Source organism: Flavobacterium filum DSM 17961, assembly GCF_000425465.1.
Classification (GTDB): domain Bacteria; phylum Bacteroidota; class Bacteroidia; order Flavobacteriales; family Flavobacteriaceae; genus Flavobacterium; species Flavobacterium filum.
The window spans coordinates 270218-286776 of record NZ_KE384381.1 but is presented as its reverse complement, the minus strand read 5'-3'; the positions used below and the strand labels follow the sequence as shown (position 1 = coordinate 286776).

18 protein-coding genes are annotated in these 16559 nt (G+C 34.1%); 12 read left to right on the top strand and 6 right to left on the bottom strand.

What is annotated here, in order from left to right:
• Genes H601_RS0114285 through H601_RS0114275 form a run of 3 tightly spaced genes read left to right on the top strand, consistent with a single transcriptional unit; the run spans position 1 to position 3480 of the window.
• A complete protein-coding gene (locus tag H601_RS0114285) occupies positions 1–1377 on the top strand; it encodes an MFS transporter (RefSeq protein ID WP_035656084.1) in 1377 nt (458 codons plus the stop codon).
• Positions 1374–2549 carry a glycoside hydrolase 100 family protein gene (locus H601_RS0114280; protein WP_026712123.1) on the top strand — a complete coding sequence of 392 codons (1176 nt, stop codon included), beginning with the start codon at positions 1374–1376 and terminating at the stop codon, positions 2547–2549. Before H601_RS0114285 ends, H601_RS0114280 begins: the two co-directional genes overlap by 4 nt.
• A gap of 1 nt (position 2550) precedes the next feature.
• Positions 2551–3480, top strand: coding sequence for a carbohydrate kinase family protein (locus tag H601_RS0114275; RefSeq protein WP_026712122.1), 930 nt, complete (start codon positions 2551–2553; stop codon positions 3478–3480).
• Here the strand turns inward: H601_RS0114275 and H601_RS0114270 are convergent.
• Positions 3473–4543, bottom strand: a complete 1071-nt coding sequence (locus tag H601_RS0114270; protein ID WP_026712121.1) for a glycosyltransferase — start codon at positions 4541–4543, stop codon at positions 3473–3475. The two genes, H601_RS0114275 and H601_RS0114270, sit on opposite strands and share 8 nt — an antisense overlap.
• Before the next feature lie 86 nt (positions 4544–4629).
• Between H601_RS0114270 and trmB the strand changes: the two genes are divergently transcribed.
• The 9 genes from trmB (at position 4630) to H601_RS0114220 (ending at position 10237) form a co-directional block, all read left to right on the top strand.
• The gene (gene trmB, locus H601_RS0114265) at positions 4630–5304 is read left to right on the top strand and encodes a tRNA (guanosine(46)-N7)-methyltransferase TrmB (RefSeq protein WP_026712120.1); all 675 of its coding nucleotides are present in this window, start codon (positions 4630–4632) and stop codon (positions 5302–5304) included.
• A 40-nt stretch (positions 5305–5344) separates the two neighbouring features.
• A complete protein-coding gene (locus H601_RS0114260) occupies positions 5345–5977 on the top strand; it encodes a LysE family transporter (RefSeq protein WP_026712119.1) in 633 nt (210 codons plus the stop codon).
• A gap of 10 nt (positions 5978–5987) precedes the next feature.
• A complete protein-coding gene (locus H601_RS0114255) occupies positions 5988–6311 on the top strand; it encodes an MGMT family protein (RefSeq protein WP_026712118.1) in 324 nt (107 codons plus the stop codon).
• Between the two features lie 240 nt (positions 6312–6551).
• On the top strand, positions 6552–7697 hold the full coding sequence (locus tag H601_RS0114245) for an Mrp/NBP35 family ATP-binding protein (RefSeq protein WP_026712116.1): 1146 nt from the start codon (positions 6552–6554) through the stop codon (positions 7695–7697).
• Positions 7697–7936 carry a NifU family protein gene (locus H601_RS0114240; RefSeq protein ID WP_026712115.1) on the top strand — a complete coding sequence of 80 codons (240 nt, stop codon included), beginning with the start codon at positions 7697–7699 and terminating at the stop codon, positions 7934–7936. The genes H601_RS0114245 and H601_RS0114240 overlap by 1 nt, the downstream gene beginning before the upstream one ends.
• 247 nt (positions 7937–8183) lie before the next feature.
• Complete coding sequence (locus H601_RS0114235; RefSeq protein ID WP_026712114.1) at positions 8184–9236, top strand: NAD(P)/FAD-dependent oxidoreductase; 1053 nt, start codon at positions 8184–8186, stop codon at positions 9234–9236.
• 35 nt (positions 9237–9271) lie between these two features.
• A complete protein-coding gene (locus H601_RS0114230) occupies positions 9272–9466 on the top strand; it encodes a hypothetical protein (RefSeq protein WP_156900421.1) in 195 nt (64 codons plus the stop codon).
• The gene (locus H601_RS0114225) at positions 9447–9905 is read left to right on the top strand and encodes a DUF6036 family nucleotidyltransferase (protein WP_026712112.1); all 459 of its coding nucleotides are present in this window, start codon (positions 9447–9449) and stop codon (positions 9903–9905) included. The genes H601_RS0114230 and H601_RS0114225 overlap by 20 nt, the downstream gene beginning before the upstream one ends.
• Complete coding sequence (locus tag H601_RS0114220; RefSeq protein ID WP_026712111.1) at positions 9905–10237, top strand: 2Fe-2S iron-sulfur cluster-binding family protein; 333 nt, start codon at positions 9905–9907, stop codon at positions 10235–10237. The genes H601_RS0114225 and H601_RS0114220 overlap by 1 nt, the downstream gene beginning before the upstream one ends.
• On the opposite strand, the gene H601_RS0114215 is transcribed toward H601_RS0114220, so the two are convergent.
• The 5 genes from H601_RS0114215 to H601_RS0114195 form a co-directional block, all read right to left on the bottom strand.
• On the bottom strand, positions 10238–10939 hold the full coding sequence (locus tag H601_RS0114215; protein ID WP_026712110.1) for an SGNH/GDSL hydrolase family protein: 702 nt from the start codon (positions 10937–10939) through the stop codon (positions 10238–10240).
• The gene (locus H601_RS0114210; RefSeq protein WP_026712109.1) at positions 10936–11844 is read right to left on the bottom strand and encodes a metallophosphoesterase; all 909 of its coding nucleotides are present in this window, start codon (positions 11842–11844) and stop codon (positions 10936–10938) included. The genes H601_RS0114215 and H601_RS0114210 overlap by 4 nt, the downstream gene beginning before the upstream one ends.
• Positions 11845–12111: 267 nt before the next feature.
• Positions 12112–15498, bottom strand: a complete 3387-nt coding sequence (locus H601_RS16245; RefSeq protein WP_211223565.1) for a T9SS type B sorting domain-containing protein — start codon at positions 15496–15498, stop codon at positions 12112–12114.
• A 34-nt stretch (positions 15499–15532) separates the two neighbouring features.
• Positions 15533–15994: a hypothetical protein gene (locus tag H601_RS0114200; RefSeq protein ID WP_026712108.1), complete on the bottom strand. Its 462-nt coding sequence runs from the start codon at positions 15992–15994 to the stop codon at positions 15533–15535.
• A gap of 51 nt (positions 15995–16045) precedes the next feature.
• Positions 16046–16549 carry a hypothetical protein gene (locus H601_RS0114195; RefSeq protein WP_026712107.1) on the bottom strand — a complete coding sequence of 168 codons (504 nt, stop codon included), beginning with the start codon at positions 16547–16549 and terminating at the stop codon, positions 16046–16048.
• Between the last annotated feature and the right edge of the window lie 10 nt (positions 16550–16559).

The following is a 16559-nucleotide window of genomic DNA, read 5'->3' as shown; positions in this document are numbered from 1 at the left end:
ATGATACAAAAAGGTAAAATGAACTTTTGGCAAATCTGGAACATGAATTTCGGTTTTTTCGGCATTCAATTCAGTTTTGGGTTGCAACAAAGTAACATGAGTGCTATCTATAAATTTTTAGGTGCCGATGAAGCGAGTTTACCCATGCTTTGGTTGGCAGGACCCGTTACCGGACTTCTTGTTCAACCCATTATTGGTGCTATTAGTGATGGAACCTGGTCACCTAAATTCGGTAGAAGAAAACCTTTCTTTTTGATTGGGGCTTTAATTGCCAGTTTAGCACTTGTAGTAATGCCTTTTTCAACTTCCATTTTTATGGCCGCCAGTTTATTATGGATTTTAGATGCGGCCAATAATATTGCTATGGAACCCTATCGGGCTTTTGTAGCAGATAGATTACCCAAAGAACAACATTCTATAGGGTTTTTAATGCAGAGTTTCTTCACAGGTTTAGGAATTACTTTGGCTAATTTTACTCCGGCTATATTGGTTTCATTAGGAATTTTGGCCATTACCGATAAATTTGAAAATGGTATTCCAACCTATACCTACTGGGCCTTTTTTATTGGAGCTTTTGCTTCGGTAGTCACGATTTTAATATCCGTAATTACAACAAAAGAAATTCCGCCAACATCTGAAGAACTAAACGAGCTATTAGAAAAGAAAAAAACACCGGTGGTTCAACGAACATTTACTGAGATAAAAGAAGCGTTCATTAATATGCCGTTGACGATGAAACAGTTAATTCCGGTAAAATTTTTTACCTGGTATGCCATGTTTTGTTATTGGCAATATATCACTTCTACGTTATCGATATCCTTATACAATACAACAGACCAAGCTAGTGAAGGTTTTTCTAAAGCTCAATTGTTAACCGGAAGTTTAAACGGAACATATAACATCATTTGTTTTGTTGTAGCTTTTGCATTAGTGCCATTAGCCTTAAAAATCGGTGCAAAAGGCGTTCATTTTTTTGCTTTAATTTTAGGTGGCATAGGTGTTTTTTCAATTCCCTATTTGAATGATACTACTTTACTTTTTCATTTGTATAACCCGTTTGGAGAATCAATCGCAATCACCACATTATTTCTTTATCCTGTTGGTCTGGGTATTGCTTGGGCTTCTATGTTGGCTATGCCATATCAACTTTTAGCCGGCTCTATCCCAAAAGAGAAAACAGGTGTTTATATGGGAATTTTTAACATGTTTATTGTTATTCCAATGGCTTTTCAAGTTGTCTCCATGCAGTTTTTTGTTTATGATTGGTTGGGTCAAAATCCGGTGAATGTGATTCGTTTAGCAGGAATATTTTTGATTATTGGCGGCGTATTAACGCTTTTAATTAAAGTGAAAAATAAAAACGAATTGGTTTCATGAGTTCATCTGTATATCATAAAGCAATAGAATTATTATACAAAGTTTCCTCTCCTCAGGGTTTTGAAGCTTCTGCGAATGATGTGTCCAATTACAAACGCGTTTGGGCTCGCGACGGCGTCATTTGCGGATTAGCGGCTTTGGCTTCTAACGATGCAAAATTAATCGCTACATTTCAAAAAACGCTTCAAACATTAGCCACGTATCAACATGAAAACGGAACGATTCCATCCAATGTTTATTTTTCCGAAAAAGGAGCTGAGGTGAGTTATGGCGGACTAGCCGGGAGAGTAGATGCGGTTACGTGGTTTATTATTGGCGTTTGCCAATTGGCACATTACAAAAAAGAAAGTGAAATAATCAAATTATATTCCAAACAAATTGAAAAAGCCATTCATCTTTTAGAGTGTTGGGAATTCAATAACAATCATTTGATGTATGTTCCCATTTCAGGAAATTGGGCCGATGAATACATTACAGAAGGCTATGTTTTATACGATCAGTTATTGCGTATTTGGGCTTTGAAAAGCTACAATCACTTTGTTCAAAGTGAAGAAATAACACTCAAAATAAAGGCAATTACAGAAAAAATAGAACATAATTTTTTACCTAATTCAAAAAGTGAAAAAGTACATCCAAAAGCGTATCAAGAAGCACAAATAAAGGAGTTCATGCCTTGTTCTTTTTCACCTGCCGGATACAAAATGTATTTTGATGCTTTTGCACATGCATTGGCTGTTTTATTATCTATTGGTGATACCGATTTTAAAAGAACAGCGATGACTTATGGTGAAAAAATCAAAGAAAACTTACCCTTGCAATTGGTTCCTGCCTTTTGGCCACCCATACAACATACCGATTGGGAATGGAATATTTTAAAAAGTAACTGCAAATATGAATTTAGAAATCAACCGTATGAATTTCATAATGGCGGGAGCTGGCCTATGGTGAATGGTTTTTATGGGTTAGCCTTACACCATTTGGGACTAAAACAAGAATGTGAAAATATTTTGAATGCGTTAAACCAAGCAAATACAGTGTCAGATTTTGGGTTTTATGAAAATTTTAATTCCAAAACAGGAGAGCCCAATGGCGTTCGTTTTTGTGCTTGGAGTGCTGCCGCAACTATTTTGGTAGAAAAAACAATGGAAGAAAATTTCAAATTAATATTTTAAAGTGGAAAAAAAGATTGACATACTTTCAGTGGGAGAAGTTTTAATTGATTTTATTGGTCATGAAATAAATACTTCCATAAACCGAACCAAAGATTACCACCGTTTTTTGGGAGGCTCACCCACCAATGTGGCGGTAAATGCCTCGCGTTTAGGATTGAATGCGGTGCTTGTGGCTACTTGCGGTCAAGACGGTTTAGGCGATTATATCATCAGAAAATTGAAAGCAAACGGAGTTCAAACAGATTGTGTTTTCAAATCGGAAGAAAAACCAACTTCTGTCATTTTTGTTTCAAAATCTACTGAGACACCCGATTTTATTCCTTACAGAGAAGCAGATTGCGAAATTTATCCTTCCCAAATTACGGATGAGTTGCTTTTATCGGCTAAAATTTTTCATACCACATGCTTTGCTTTGAGCAGAAATCCGGCCAGGGAAACCATTTTAGAACGTGCTGAACGTGCAAAAGAATTAGGTTTAAAACTGAGCATTGATTTGAATTTTTCTGAACGAATTTGGCCCAACCGACCGGAAGCTATTGATATTATCAAACGTTATTTAGCCACAGATCCATTAGTGAAAATCAGTGAAGACGATTGTTACCGATTGTTTGCCGCAATGAAATCGGAAGACTATATTTTTGATTTTTTTCATGCTATGGGAGCTCAAACCATTTGTTTAACCAAAGGGAAAAAAGGAGTCGTTTTATCGGATAAGGATAAAGGACTTATTTTTCAAGATGCTTTGCCGGTCAAAGAAATTAAAGACGCCACCGGAGCCGGCGATGCCTTTTGGACGGGTTTTCTTTACGCTCAACTTCATCAAAGATCTTTAGTTGAAAGTATTACAATTGCTCAAAAATTAGCTGGGATTAAATTGCAAAATGTGGGAAGATTGCCAGATGGTATTAATATTAAACAATTGATTATTTAGTTTTTTTATCAAAAAGTAAAAATAATTGTTTCCAATTTAAAGCAGTTTTAAATTGATTTAATCCTTTGTATAAATCCACTTCATACAAATTTTCAATGACAAATTTTTCTTGTTTGGCATAAGGAATCAATCCGTCTTTTTTATATTTCTTAGCTAAATATTCTTGTTCAAATTGTCCCGGAGTGGGAATAAAAAATGCTTTTTTACCCAATTTTGCCAAATCCATAACCGTGGTATAACCTGAACGACAAAGCACTAATTCACTTTCGTTAAACGTTTGTTCTAATTCAACTGAAGTCATAAAATTATAAAACGTAACATGGTCAATTTGTTCCGATTTTTGTTCGGGTTCAATCACACCACGAACGAAAACAACATCACCAACATATTTTTTTATTTCTTCTTTCAAGTGTGTTTCCAACATCGATCGTTGTGGTTCTGGACCGGAAAGAATGACCATTAAATCATATTTTTTAGGCAATTCTTTTCTATTTAATCGGCTTAGCGGACCAATATAATTGATTTTGAAATGCGGATTTTTCAAATGACCTAATTTTCCGGTAAGATTTGGAATTTCGGCAACGTCCGGAACCCAACATTCGTCATATTTTTTTATGATATATTGATGCAGTTTGCTGGTAATCCAACTCGTGTTTCCGGTTAGCACATTCAATTGATGGGTGATAAAAACAGAAGGCACTTTTTTAGAATAAATGCCTAATCGATTATCAGAAATGATGCCGATTAAACCATATTCTTTGACCCATTTTTTTGTCAGTTTTCTTTCCAAATAAATGGCTTCCATCATTTTTGGACTGTTTTTTATCAATTTCCATTTAAAAAACGCACCATTTTTAGCATATTCAATTTGATAAGAAGGTAATTCTAAAAAAATTAATTCAGGAAATTCTTTCTGTAAAATGTGAAGGGCAATTCCGTCAGAAGCTATAACAGGTTCAAAGTTGTTTTCAATCAAAGCTTCGATAATAGGAATGCATCGCGTAGCATGACCTAAACCCCAATTGAGTGGAGCAACGAGAATTTTTGGTTTTACAGTTTCCAAGTCTTAATAACTCATTTAATAAATGTAAAAGTAGTATTATTTTTGATTGGGTATATTTCCCTAATTTTACCAAAAAATTAAATTAAGTGGGAAGTAAGAATAAATTAAAGCGTTTTAAAGAAAATGAAACCTTTCAAAATGTAATAGAACCAACCCGTGAAGAAGTAGTTTCAGGCGATTTTAAATGGAAAGGAAATTGGAATAAAGATTTTTTTAAAAACGATAATCCGATTGTTTTAGAATTAGGTTGCGGAAAAGGCGAATATTCTGTTGGATTAGCTGAACGTTATCCAAACAAAAATTTTATCGGAATCGACATCAAAGGAGCTCGATTTTGGCGTGGAGCAAAAACTGCTGTTGAAACCGGATTGAACAATGTAGGCTTCCTTCGCACACAAATTGAATTAATCGAATATTGTTTTGCCGAAAATGAAGTGGATGAAATTTGGATAACTTTCCCGGATCCGCAAATCAAATACAAACGAACAAAACATAGAATGACGAATACCGAGTTTTTGCAACGCTATAAAAAAGTGCTCAAAAAAGACGGAATCATTCACTTGAAAACAGATAGCGAATTTATGCACGGTTACACACTCGGATTGTTGCACGGAGAAGGTCACGAAGTGATTTATGCCAACCATAATGTGTATAGAAATGAAGGCTCACCGGAAGTTGTGACAGCTATTCAAACATTTTACGAAAAACAATATTTAGAAATTAAAAAAGCGATTACCTATATCCAATTTAAGATAAAATAAACAACCAATTACCCATTACCTTTTACCCATTACCATAAAAATGAACTTCACTCTTCCCATCCTTCTCGGCCTTTCAGCCGCAGCCATCGGAACAACTCCACCCGGATTGCTCAATATGACTGCCACCAAAGTGAGTATGCGTGACGGAAGAAACCGTGCCTTATGGTTTGCGTTTGGAGCTTCGATAATTGTTTTTTTTCAAACGTTATTAGCGGTTTTATTTGCTAGGTTTATTGACCGAAGAGCTGATGTAAGTATGGTTTTACAGGAAATAGGTTTAGTGATTTTCACAGTACTTACAATCTATTTCTTTTGGATAGCAAAAAAACCGAATGCTAAAAAGAAGAAAGAAGAAATTAAAATGCGGAGCAAGTCCAGTCGTTTCTTTTTAGGAATGTTGTTGTCTTCGCTCAATTTATTTCCGGTTCCGTATTATGTTTTTATCAGTATAACATTAGGCTCATATGGGTATTTTGAATTTGATACCTTTTTTATTTACACTTTTTCCATAGCCACAGCCATTGCCGCTTTTTTAGTTTTTTTTGGCTATATTTCTTTTTTTAAGTCGAAAGAAAAAAAAGATACTTTTCTATCCAGTAACATCAATTATATTATTGGTTCAATAACCGGAGTTGTGGCTCTGATTACTTTATTTAAAATTTTTTCACGATAATTTTTTTGAGATGGAAGAGAATTTCTTTGAAAGAGTGTATGCCATCGCCAAACAAATTCCCTACGGAAGAGTAACTTCTTACGGTGCCATTGCCAAAGCGTTAGGAACCGCTCGTTCTGCCCGAATGGTAGGTTGGGCGATGAATGCTTCGCATAACAGAGATGACGTTCCGGCACATCGAGTTGTGAACAGAAAAGGAATTCTTTCCGGAAAACATCACTTTCAAGGAACAAATTTAATGCAACAATTGTTAGAGAGCGAAGGAATTGAAGTGGTTGATAATCAGATTGTAAATTTTGAAAAGGTTTTTTGGGAGCCGGAGGTTAATTTGTAATTATTCACCAATTTTTTAAAAATTTATAAATTTAATAATAATCTTTTTTTACCATTCACCAATTACCTTTATCCAATTACCTTTCACCCATAACCATTCCCATATCCCTCCATAAACATTTTCAATTCTTTAACTACTGTTTCTCTGTTTTTCGTATTATCTTTGCAATCTAAATTCAGTTTAAATAAAAACGGAATTTTTATAAAATAAAATAGCTCACTTTTAGAGATAAAATAATTTATGAAACTCGATAGAAAAGAAATACTTAAAGCTTTAGAAACCATTTCTGTAGCTGGTGAAGGAAAAAATATGGTGGAAAGTGGAGCCGTACAAAACGTACTCACTTTTGGCGATGAAGTAGTGGTAGATTTACTTTTGTCAACACCTGCCTTACACATCAAAAAAAGAGCAGAGGTTGATATCATCAAAACCATTCACGATTTGGTGTATGAAAAAGCAAAAGTAAAAGTAAACATCAAAGTAGAAGCTCCAGAAAAACCGGAAAATCCTAACTTAATCAAAGGAAAACCCATTCCCGGAATCAGCAATATCGTTGCAGTGGCATCCGGAAAAGGAGGTGTTGGAAAATCTACTGTAACCGCCAATTTAGCCGTAACGTTAGCCAAAATGGGATTCAATGTTGGGGTGCTTGATGCAGATATTTACGGACCTTCTATGCCCATCATGTTTGATGTAGAACATGCAAAACCCATCTCGGTTGAGGTGGACGGAAAATCAAAAATGAAACCGGTAGAAAGTTACGAAGTAAAAATTCTTTCCATCGGATTTTTCACTAAACCCGACCAAGCCGTTATTTGGCGTGGTCCTATGGCTGCCAAAGCTTTAAACCAAATGATTTTTGATGCCGATTGGGGTCAACTCGACTTTTTATTAATCGATTTACCACCCGGAACTGGAGATATTCACCTTTCTATCATGCAATCGCTCCCTATTACCGGAGCTGTTGTCGTGAGCACGCCACAAGCTGTAGCGTTGGCCGATGCTAAAAAGGGAGTTTCCATGTTCAAGTCAGATGCCATTAGCGTACCCGTTTTAGGAATTATCGAAAATATGGCGTATTTCACTCCGGAAGAATTACCCAATAATAAATATTATATCTTTGGAAAAGAAGGTGCTAAAAACTTAGCTGAAGATTTACAAGTACCGGTTTTAGGTGAAATTCCGCTCGTGCAAAGCATTCGTGAAGCGGGAGATTACGGTCGTCCTGCGGCATTACAAACAGCTACTCCGTTAGAAACGGCTTTCGAAGAAATTGCCCGAAACGTTGTACAAGAAGTAGTCGAACGAAACGAAACTTTACCACCAACCGAAGCAATTAAAATAACCACCATGGCTGGGTGTTCAGCTGTAAAAGGGAAAAAATAATGACAAAAGAAGAAATCAAAATCGGAATAGAAAATGCGTTGAATGAAATTCGACCTTTTCTCGAATCAGACGGTGGAAACATTTCATTGGTTGATATCATTGAAGACAAACACGTAAAAGTACGTCTCGAGGGGGCTTGTGTAGCGTGTAGTGTGAACCAAATGACATTGAAAGCCGGTGTAGAAACGACCATCAAAAAATACGTTCCTCAAATTGAAACCGTTGAAAACGTAGCTTAAATTTTTTTTGGGCGTGACCACAAGGGTCGGGCTATCCGCTGCAAGTCCTCGCCACAATTCCGCAAGCTACATTGTGGCTGTGGGCTTTCCGCTACTATCCCTCACGCAAATCGTGCTAACTGATAAAAATCATATTCCAAAGAAAAAAGAACTACTATTTTCGCAAAGTAAAAATTAAAAACGCAGTTACTCAGTACCTCTGAGCCTTAGTACCTCAGAGCCTTAGTACCTCAGCACCTTAAAAAGAATGATACAAACCGATATACTCATCATTGGAGCCGGCCCAACCGGACTTTTCGCTGTTTTTGAAGCCGGATTATTGCAATTAAAATGCCACCTGATTGATGCACTTCCGCAACCTGGAGGTCAATTGGCTGAATTGTATCCGAAAAAACCAATTTTCGATATTCCGGGTTATCCTGAAGTATTAGCCGGAGATTTGGTTAATAATTTAATGGAGCAAATTAAACAATTTCAACCGGGATTCACATTGGCTGAAACAGCTGAAACGATTGAAAAATTAGAAGACGGTTCTTTTATTGTAACAACCAATAAAGGCACAAAACACCATGCAAAAGCAGTGGCCATTGCCGGTGGATTAGGAACGTTTGAACCAAGAAAACCTGCTATTGAAAATATTTCTTTTTATGAAGAAAAAGGATTGGAGTATTTTGTAAAAGACCCGGAATTGTTCCGAGATAAAAACATTGTCATTGCCGGCGGAGGAGATTCTGCATTGGATTGGAGTATTTTTCTATCGAATGTGGCTAAATCGGTTACTTTATTGCACCGCAGAAATGAATTTAGAGGAGCGTTAGATTCTGTTGAAAAAGTGCAAGAGCTAAAAAAATTAGGTAAAATTAATTTAATTACGCCGGCTGAAGTAGTAGCAATTAATGGAAAAGAACATGTTGAAAGTATTGTTTTAGAAAACGAAGGCATCCAACAAACGTTAGAAACCGATTATTTTATCCCGCTTTTTGGACTTACTCCAAAATTGGGAGCCATTGCTAACTGGGGATTGGAAATCGAGAAGAATGCCATCAAAGTAAATAACGCGTTAGATTATCAAACCAATATCGAAGGAATTTATGCCATTGGCGATGTAAATATTTATCCCGGAAAATTAAAACTCATTTTATGTGGATTCCACGAAGCGACGTTAATGTGTCAAAGTGTGTATAATCGATTGAATCCCGGTAAAAAATACGTTTTAAAATACACTACTGTTTCCGGTGTAGATGGTTTTGATGGCACCCGAAAAGAAGCCGAAAAAGCAGTTGTAAAATCGATAGAATAAATTTTTATCTTTGTATTATGAACGATGCTATAAAAATGGATAGAAGTGTTGCAACTAAATTTTCTTTTGAAGAAGCAGATGACCATGTTACATTTTTTAAAGATAAATCACCAATAGAAAGATTAAATTATGCATGTGATATAATTAATTCTATTTTTAATTCTGATCCACTACAAAAAGTTGACAGAACGATTATTTCCACTCGAAAACATGCCGACAAATCTATTTAATGTTGACTTTTTAGATTTTTTAGAACTTCTTGACAAGCATGATGTTGATTTTCTATTGGTTGGAGGTTATGCAGTTATTTTGCATGGCTATGTAAGAAGTACCGGGGACTTAGATTTATGGATCAATAAAACGTCAAAAAATTATAACAATTTAAAAAAAGCATACCTTGATTTTGGTGCCCCTATTTTTTCAAAAGAAGAATTTGAGAGCGATAAATTTGACGTTTGGAGTATGGGAAATGAGCCAAGAAAAATTGAAATTCTTACGCATGTTGATGGTTTGGTTTTTGAAGAAAGCAAGAAAAATTGTAATTGGTTAGTGTTAGAGAAAAGCAAGGTGCCTTATATAGATTTTGACGATTTAATTAAAAATAAAATAGCATCTGGGCGATACAAAGATTTAGCTGATATAGAAGCGTTAAAGAAGAAAAAAGAATAATGCAACAAGACATCACCATTAAAATCACCGACCGAAACGGAGTAAAACACGAAGTACAAGCTCCAACCGACATGAACATGAACATCATGGAACTCATTCGAGCATATGAGTTAGCCGAAGAAGGGACCATTGGTGTGTGTGGCGGTATGGCCATGTGTGCTTCTTGTCAATGTTATGTGTTGAATGACGTTATTTCGCTTGAACGAAATCCTGATGAAGAAGCCATGCTTTGGGAAGCGTATCACGTCAAAGAAAATTCCCGTCTAGGTTGTCAAATTCCAATAACCCCGGAAATAGATGGATTGGAAATTGAGATTGCTCCTGAGCAATAGTTAATCTACATTAAATTTTTCAAGTGCAATAGGCAACATTCTTTCAACAAATTTACGGTAAGCCAACTGAGATGGGTGTAAATTATCCGAAGCAACCAAGTTCGGATTATTTAGACCCTCTCTTGTTATATCGGTAATGTTAATAAAGGTAATTCCTAACGATTCAGCATGGCTTTTTGCAAATGCGTTATAGTTATCCAATTGATTTGAAATGTTTTGAGGATTTGAACTTGATTGTCCAAATGGTGTAAAAGCATAATCAGGAATGGAAACCACTATCACTCGTTTTTTATCACCTTTTGCCAAGGTTATTGCGGTTTGCAACAACTCAGGAAATTCACTTTCGTATAAGGAAAAAGGTCTGTTTTGATATTGATTGTTAACACCTATTAGCAACGTAACCAAATCATATTCAGAATCTAAATTTTCATACGCAATAGCGTTTTTTAAATTAGTAGTTGTCCAACCAGTTTGAGCCACCACTTTCACCAAAAGTTTATCTGAAGAAGGCAAATATTTTGTCAAGCTATCTTTTAATTGTACAGGGAAACGGCATGTTTGGCAAACATTTTGACCAATAGTATAACTGTCTCCTAAAGCTAAATACTTAAATTCTCTTGCTATAGGTTGAGTTTCATCCGTATTGGAACATCCTAATAAAGATAAAAATAGTAAAAACGCTAAATAGAACTGATTTTTCATATTTCCTTTTTTTGGTAAGCTGTTAGTTCAACCGAACCTTCCAAAACTTCTTTTACAATTTGTAATGTTCCGTCTGATTTGGTATCAATAAACCATTTAATCAATGCAATTGTTCCTTCCACAATTTCAATTCCTGTAATACTTCTGGGGTGTACGCAACTTCCGTCATTAAAATAATTAATCGAATTATCGTCAATATTAGGAAATCTTGGTCGATGTGTGTGTCCGGTTATTGTGATGAGATTGTTGTTATCAGCAATCCACTTTTTTATTCGGCGTTCAATTTTAATTAATTCAACATAATTTTTTGCCGGACTCGTCGGGTCTTTTATTCCCCAAACTTGAAGCGGTTTCCATAAAATTTGAACTAAAAATCGATTGATTTTCCAACCGATATAATTCATAAAATCGGCTTGATGACCGTGGGTTAAAAAGAGTCGCTGACTAGTTTCTGTATTTTCTAAAACAATAGCTTCATGGTATTCAATTCCGGTAAAAAGAGGTTCGTCTTTACCGGTTTTTGCATCAAAAAAAGTACTTAATTTTTTCTTTACCATATTTTTATCCCGATAAACCATATCGTGATTGCCATAAATCATGTGTAATCTACCCACATCATGAAATTTTTTCAAAAGTAAATACACATTTTTATGGGCTTCAAAAATTTCTTTAAAGAATAAATTCTCCCATAATTCATCACCATCGCCTAACTCACAATAACTGAACCCCTCTTCATAATAATGATTCATGGCATGGTAATAGATGTTTCTATTATTGGCAAAATCATCAGCAAAACTGGCATCACCACGATGACAATCACTAAAAAGAATAAACTTTGACTTGTTGTCAAACGGAATTCTTTTGGCATTTTCAAATGCTCTTGTAAGGCGGGTTTGTGATGACATTTTTTGAAATTATGTACTAAAGATAGTAGAAATCAATGAGGAACTAACTGCTTTACTTAAATTTTTTTCTACAATCGCATCTCAAAGGCCGATTTTTTTTTTGGAGTAAGAGAATGTTGAATGTAATGATAATTAGAATAAAATATTTCTAGAAGTCTATGGAAGTTTATTTTTATCTTAGTATTACTTTGTTTTAACAAAATTTACAACTATTTTTTTAAATACCTTTATTGAAAATTATCGATGCCTAAATTGTAATGTTATTTTTTACCTTTTTAATGCAAAATGGCCTTTTATTATTCTACCATCATCAAGGTTTATCACAAACCAATAGTCAGAAGTTGGCATTAATGAGCCGTTAAAAGTCCCATCCCAACCGTTTCCATGTGGACTAATTTGCTTTAGGAATTTACCAAAGCGATCATAAATAAAAATTGATGAATTGGCATATTTAGTTGCATCTACCCCTTTAAGGTTCCAAACATCGTTGAACCCATCACCGTTTGGAGTAAAGAATTTTGGAATGCCTAACACGCTTACTGTTTGATTAACTGTACCGCAACCGTTTAAATCTTTAACATAAACAGTATACAAACCCGGTTCAACTCCATGAAAAATATTTTCAGCTTGATAATATTCATTATCCAAACTATACATATAATCTCCTGCTCCAGAAACAAAAACACGAATTGTATTGTTGCTTGACAAGTCAACTACCTCAATTTCTTCAATAGTTGCAATATTGGAAGCGGTAACGGTGTACGTTCTTGTTCTACTACATCCATCAATTGAAGTTACCTCAACAGAATATATTCCTTCACTATTTACTACTAACTCATAGCCATTTGCTCCAATAATTTCAACATCTTCTTTAGACCATTGATATAAATAGTCTGAAATTAATTGTTCATCAACTAAACCTGCTGTTAATATTTTTGTAAATGATGTATTATTACTACAAATTAATTCATTTCCCAATAATTCAATTTGTGGTACTTCATGAACAATAAATGAAATTAAAGCTGTTGATTTACAACTGCTATTACTAGAATTGATTACTTCTACCTGAATATTTTGAGTGCCACTTATATATGGATTGGGTAAAGAACTTGGCAATTCATTCCCAGAATTATCAATATATTTAACAATCATTCCTGTTTGACCACCCAATAAAATATTTTGAAATTGTGAGGTATCAAAAGCAAATAATCCATCTTGTTCTATCGGGTTAATTTCATCATCACAAACAGTAGTTAAAGTACTAGGTATGGAATAAATTACGGGTAAAACATCAACTGTAAACGAAAGAGTTGATTCATAAAAACACGCATTAGTGGTTGTGTTTGTGGCCCTCACTTTAATAGTTTGTGTTGTTGTGTAAAAAGGATTAGGCAAAGGACTAGGAAGAGGCATATTGTTTGCATCCCAAAAACTCAAAGAAGCATTTGATATTCCGTTCAATATGGTTGACATTAAACCACTAGTATTGAAACCAAAAACACCATCTTGATTATCATCGCACTCTTTAAATGCCAACGATTGTATAATTGGAATTGGCTCTACCTGTAATGTAATATGGTGTCCTAACCCTAAACATGCATTATCTAGTAAACTATCAACCCGAATATAAATATTTTGTGATAATGGAGAATTTGTATTGATAAAATTAGATGTATTACTGATTGGATTTTGTTCAGCTAATGCATCATTTAGGTCTTTGTAATATCGTATAACTAACTGTTGTCCAACCGGAAATAAAGCTTGAACATCGGCAGTAACACTATTAAAATTAAATGAGGCAATTCCGTCTGTATTTGACCCGGAATTTTCATCATCACAAACGCTAAATACACGTTGAAAAGATGCAGGAATTAAAGTGGTCGAAACTACTAAATTCAATGTAGCAATACGATAACACCCATTTGCATTTTCAACCCTTACATAAACCACCGAAGTATTCACATTTGGGTTGACATAAGCCGTTTCACTGATAATTGGGTTAACATCATTTTGAGCATCAGCCAAATTAAGATGATAGGAAAATGACAAACCGGCTGTTGATGGCACAACTAATTCATTTACTTCAGTTAGATTAAAAGCACTAAAACCATCGTTGTTATCATCACATTGTTTCAGAGAAACAAAAGTACTAGTCATTTGAGGTCTGGGAAAAATGGTTATTTGACGTGAATTTGAACCTGAACCAAAAGGTGTTTGAATTGTAATACTAACATCATAAATACCTGGATTAGCGTAAATATGATTGGGTTGTAGTAAAGTTGATGTAGTGCCATCGCCAAAATTCCAAAGTACAGATACCACTGTTTGGTTTGAATTTATAGAAAAACTTGTAGTATCACCATAGCAATTATTGTTAAACTCAATAAAAGCGTTAAAAAAAGAGGAAACAAACGGAGGTAAACCCAATTGAACAGTTTTGCCAGGTGCTAATACTTGACCTTCTTGATCATAATTACAAGCTATGCCCAAGTTATCAGGATTTGAAATTACGCCTAATGAGTTTTGATAACCTGTTGCACAATAAATTTTATTGTTTGGAGCTAGTTGAAGAGCAAATAAATAATTTACACCGTCATAAATAATTTGTTTTGTATTTTCAGGATCAGATTGTGTTAAATCAAATTGAGCCAATTCCATTGTTGGCGAAGTACCTATTCTATAAGTTGCATAAAGTCTTTCAGAATTAGGAGAAAATTCGACGCCATAACCTTGAACATTGGGAAGAATGGGTAAAAAATTTGAAACCACACCAGTATTTACATTAAAATCAAACAATTCAATACTCCCTGAACCAAAAGAAGATTGACCAATTTGAATGCCGTTTTGTTGATGAGCAATAGCAATTTTTTGACCATTTGGAGAAACTTTTAAATAGCCAATTGCATTTCTTCTGTATCCGGTTAATTGTTGATTTGAACCAATAACTGAAGTTACAGGAACAGAAGCTACTCCATTTTGGGTTACTTTAAAAGCATAAAATGTATTTACAAAGTGTGTAATAACCCAATAAGAGTTATCGGTTTCATTTTTGACAGCAGTAATTTTTTCTGAACACTTATACTTAATTTGTTCACCATTTGAATTAGTATCATAAGTAATAAGATGAATATTTCTGTTTATAATATCACCAATGCTTCCGTTATTACCAAATACCGACATGTCAACCATTGAATAATTTAATCCATTATTTTTACCGTCATCAGAATTGGGTACATTTCCACTTCCGGGTTCAATGTAATTGCCTGAAAAAGAATTCGGATATACTTGAGCGTTTTCATGATGAGGTTCATCAACTGTAAATATATAATATTGATTACTGTGATTTGGTCTTGGAACTATAATGCCTGATTGCGTGCTGGAAGGGTCGCCAAATAATCCTGTCCCAGCAAAATAATCACCGTTTGGCATTATAGTATGGTTTCTATCCCATACGGTTCGACCATCTGTGTAAAATAATAAATTACCGTTTGCATCTGAAATGGCACTACATCCTTCTTCTGTATTTAATAATCCGTCTGATAATGGCAGAACACTACCATCAGATAAAAATTGCAAACCAGCATTTTGACCAAAATACCAATTATTGGCTTCTCCTTGTGCAGAAGAAACCAATGTAAAAAGAAAAAGAAGCAAACATAATTTACTTTTCACACGTCATTTGGAATCATTAATTTCTTGAAAAAATTAGTCCTTTTGCTGTTTCAAGATTGTTTTGGATATAACCAAAATATTCAACTTCATCATATTCTACCTTTAATTTGTTATTTGTTAAGCTATACGTACCATTAACAAAATCATCACAAATAGATATTTTATACCCTTGTATATTATAGTTTTGACAACTTATACGGATGTTGTAATCTAAACAATTATCGATATTATAATGATACAAATCCGTTATTCTAAATGACTGAAAATCAATATAATCTTTATTGTTTGGACAAAAATGAATATAATCAACTAAAGTACCATCGGCTTTAATTACTTTATCAAAATACCAAATTCCTTTGTATCGCTCATTTTGAAAATTAATGTAGGATAAATCATTTCTTGGGTCATATTCCTCTTTATCCTTACTGCAAGAGTAAGTTAAAAGTATAGTGGCTAAAATTAAAATTGTTTTTTTCATTTTTTTATAAATTATTCTATTGATTTTTAATAAAAAAGATATGAAAATATATTATTTTAAATTATATTTTTCTCTTAAGTCTACACCATCCTCAATATACTCTATATCTGGATTTTCTTTTATAAACTCTTTTTTTGCTATTTCTGAAATAGAATCTATAAAAAACTTACCAAATCTTCTTTCAATCTCTTTCTGCATCTCATTTTCATAGCAATAAGGTTCAAATCCACCCAACCTAACACTTCTTCTTAAAGTTTCTTTAGAAACAATCCCATATTTACGCAATATTTTCGATAATATTTTAAATTCATAATTATTAAATCCAAAGTATACTAATTTCCCTTTTTTAATGTCTTTGATAGCTCTTTCTTTTTGATTAATACAAAAAGTATCAATAACTGTTACTTTTAAATTTTTGTTCTTAACCCACATTTCTGCATAAACCTGCTCATTGTAAACTATAAGATTTCCATTTTTATCATACTTTTCCAGAGCTTTTTTATTATAGCAAGATGATAAAATAAAAAATAAAATAAGTGTTTTTATTACTTTCATACTACTTTTT

Bases quoted from the DNA above. Each gene is read 5' to 3' on its own strand.
- H601_RS0114260 (WP_026712119.1), top strand. From the start codon at position 5,345: ATGAACTTCACTCTTCCCATCCTTCTCGGCCTTTCAGCCGCAGCCATC.
- H601_RS0114230 (WP_156900421.1), top strand. From the start codon at position 9,272: ATGGATAGAAGTGTTGCAACTAAATTTTCTTTTGAAGAAGCAGATGAC.
- H601_RS0114225 (WP_026712112.1), top strand. From the start codon at position 9,447: ATGCCGACAAATCTATTTAATGTTGACTTTTTAGATTTTTTAGAACTT.
- H601_RS0114215 (WP_026712110.1), bottom strand. From the start codon at position 10,939: ATGAAAAATCAGTTCTATTTAGCGTTTTTACTATTTTTATCTTTATTA.
- H601_RS0114220 (WP_026712111.1), top strand. From the start codon at position 9,905: ATGCAACAAGACATCACCATTAAAATCACCGACCGAAACGGAGTAAAA.
- H601_RS0114240 (WP_026712115.1), top strand. From the start codon at position 7,697: ATGACAAAAGAAGAAATCAAAATCGGAATAGAAAATGCGTTGAATGAA.
- H601_RS0114245 (WP_026712116.1), top strand. From the start codon at position 6,552: ATGAAACTCGATAGAAAAGAAATACTTAAAGCTTTAGAAACCATTTCT.
- H601_RS0114285 (WP_035656084.1), top strand. From the start codon at position 1: ATGATACAAAAAGGTAAAATGAACTTTTGGCAAATCTGGAACATGAAT.
- H601_RS0114200 (WP_026712108.1), bottom strand. From the start codon at position 15,994: ATGAAAAAAACAATTTTAATTTTAGCCACTATACTTTTAACTTACTCT.
- H601_RS0114210 (WP_026712109.1), bottom strand. From the start codon at position 11,844: ATGTCATCACAAACCCGCCTTACAAGAGCATTTGAAAATGCCAAAAGA.
- H601_RS0114255 (WP_026712118.1), top strand. From the start codon at position 5,988: ATGGAAGAGAATTTCTTTGAAAGAGTGTATGCCATCGCCAAACAAATT.
- H601_RS0114280 (WP_026712123.1), top strand. From the start codon at position 1,374: ATGAGTTCATCTGTATATCATAAAGCAATAGAATTATTATACAAAGTT.
- H601_RS0114195 (WP_026712107.1), bottom strand. From the start codon at position 16,549: ATGAAAGTAATAAAAACACTTATTTTATTTTTTATTTTATCATCTTGC.
- H601_RS0114235 (WP_026712114.1), top strand. From the start codon at position 8,184: ATGATACAAACCGATATACTCATCATTGGAGCCGGCCCAACCGGACTT.